The sequence below is a fragment of the Sporosarcina sp. P32b genome, from assembly GCF_002743335.1.
GTDB lineage: Bacteria > Bacillota > Bacilli > Bacillales_A > Planococcaceae > Sporosarcina.
This window is the reverse complement of record NZ_PDZB01000055.1, coordinates 1-1393: the sequence shown is the minus strand read 5'-3', so window position 1 is coordinate 1393 and position 1393 is coordinate 1. Positions and strand designations below refer to the sequence as shown.

Here is a 1393-nt window from a genome sequence, read left to right as displayed (position 1 = left end):
CTCTCCATAAGAGAAATTCGATTAGCTCGAGTTTCATTTGCTGGCATCAATTAAGATACTCATTTTGTTTGTGTCACCGTTAGGTGCACAAACTGTATTTCGTTAACGTTTTGCTGTTCAGTTTTCAAGGTTCAAGAGGTTCTTAAAAATAGTATTTGGTGGAGCCTAACGGGATCGAACCGTTGACCTCCTGCGTGCAAGGCAGGCGCTCTCCCAGCTGAGCTAAGGCCCCAAATAAGTGGTCGGGAAGACAGGATTCGAACCTGCGACCCCTTGGTCCCAAACCAAGTGCTCTACCAAGCTGAGCTACTTCCCGACTATAAAATATATAAATAATATGGCGCGCCTGGCAGGAGTCGAACCCACAACCTTCTGATCCGTAGTCAGACGCTCTATCCAATTGAGCTACAGGCGCATTCTATGAAATTAATTGGTGCCGAGAACCGGAATCGAACCGGTACGGTAGTCACCTACCGCAGGATTTTAAGTCCTGTGCGTCTGCCAGTTCCGCCACCCCGGCAAGAGTGGAAATTAAAAGCGGAAGACGGGATTCGAACCCGCGACCCCGACCTTGGCAAGGTCGTATTCTACCACTGAACTACTTCCGCATAAATAAATGCGGGTGAAGGGAGTCGAACCCCCACGCCCGAAGGCACTAGATCCTAAGTCTAGCGTGTCTGCCAGTTCCACCACACCCGCGATATGTTTCGGCAAAAAAATAATGGTGAGCCGTACAGGATTCGAACCTGTGACCCTCTGATTAAAAGTCAGATGCTCTACCAACTGAGCTAACGGCTCGTACTAAGTGGTGCCGGCGAAAGGACTTGAACCCTCAACCTACTGATTACAAGTCAGTTGCTCTACCAGTTGAGCTACACCGGCAGGTGTAGAATATATGGTGGAGGATGACGGGCTCGAACCGCCGACCCCCTGCTTGTAAGGCAGGTGCTCTCCCAGCTGAGCTAATCCTCCTGGGTATAATTTTTCTTTGAAATTAACTTGTTCTTATTCTCTCGATCACTATATTATGTATAGAATACTTAGTGTGTATCTTAAGAAAAGAATTGCCTGGCGACGTCTTACTCTCACAGGGGGAAACCCCCAACTACCATCAGCGCTGAAGAGCTTAACTTCCGTGTTCGGTATGGGAACGGGTGTGACCTCTTCGCCATCGCCACCAGACTATGTATCCTCGTTCTTGAGGACATTTATTATTATAACACTTGTTATTATTAATGCAAGCATTATTTTTAATAAATTTTGAGTAAAGCTTGTTCACTCAAAACTGAATAAAAGACATTGGTGTAGTTCAAGTAACTACTTTTTAAAATAGGTTAAGTCCTCGATCGATTAGTATCTGTCAGCTACATACGTCGCCGTACTTACACCCCAG

At 46.3% G+C, this 1393-nt stretch carries 9 tRNA genes and 1 rRNA gene; all 10 read right to left on the bottom strand.

The features are described 5' to 3' along the window. Positions 1 to 156: 156 nt before the first annotated feature. Positions 157 to 232 (bottom strand) — tRNA-Ala (locus tag CSV64_RS16455). A 7-nt stretch (positions 233 to 239) separates the two neighbouring features. Then, positions 240 to 316: transfer RNA gene (locus CSV64_RS16450), tRNA-Pro, on the bottom strand. 22 nt (positions 317 to 338) lie between these two features. After that, positions 339 to 415, bottom strand: a tRNA-Arg gene (locus CSV64_RS16445). Between the two features lie 16 nt (positions 416 to 431). After that, positions 432 to 520 (bottom strand) — tRNA-Leu (locus CSV64_RS16440). Between the two features lie 16 nt (positions 521 to 536). Beyond that, positions 537 to 608 (bottom strand) — tRNA-Gly (locus CSV64_RS16435). A 9-nt stretch (positions 609 to 617) separates the two neighbouring features. Beyond that, positions 618 to 699, bottom strand: a tRNA-Leu gene (locus tag CSV64_RS16430). Between the two features lie 23 nt (positions 700 to 722). Further along, a tRNA-Lys gene (locus tag CSV64_RS16425) sits at positions 723 to 798 on the bottom strand. A gap of 8 nt (positions 799 to 806) precedes the next feature. Next, positions 807 to 882, bottom strand: a tRNA-Thr gene (locus CSV64_RS16420). A gap of 14 nt (positions 883 to 896) precedes the next feature. Beyond that, a tRNA-Val gene (locus CSV64_RS16415) sits at positions 897 to 972 on the bottom strand. A gap of 94 nt (positions 973 to 1066) precedes the next feature. After that, a 5S ribosomal RNA gene (rrf, locus tag CSV64_RS16410) occupies positions 1067 to 1182 on the bottom strand. Between the last annotated feature and the right edge of the window lie 211 nt (positions 1183 to 1393).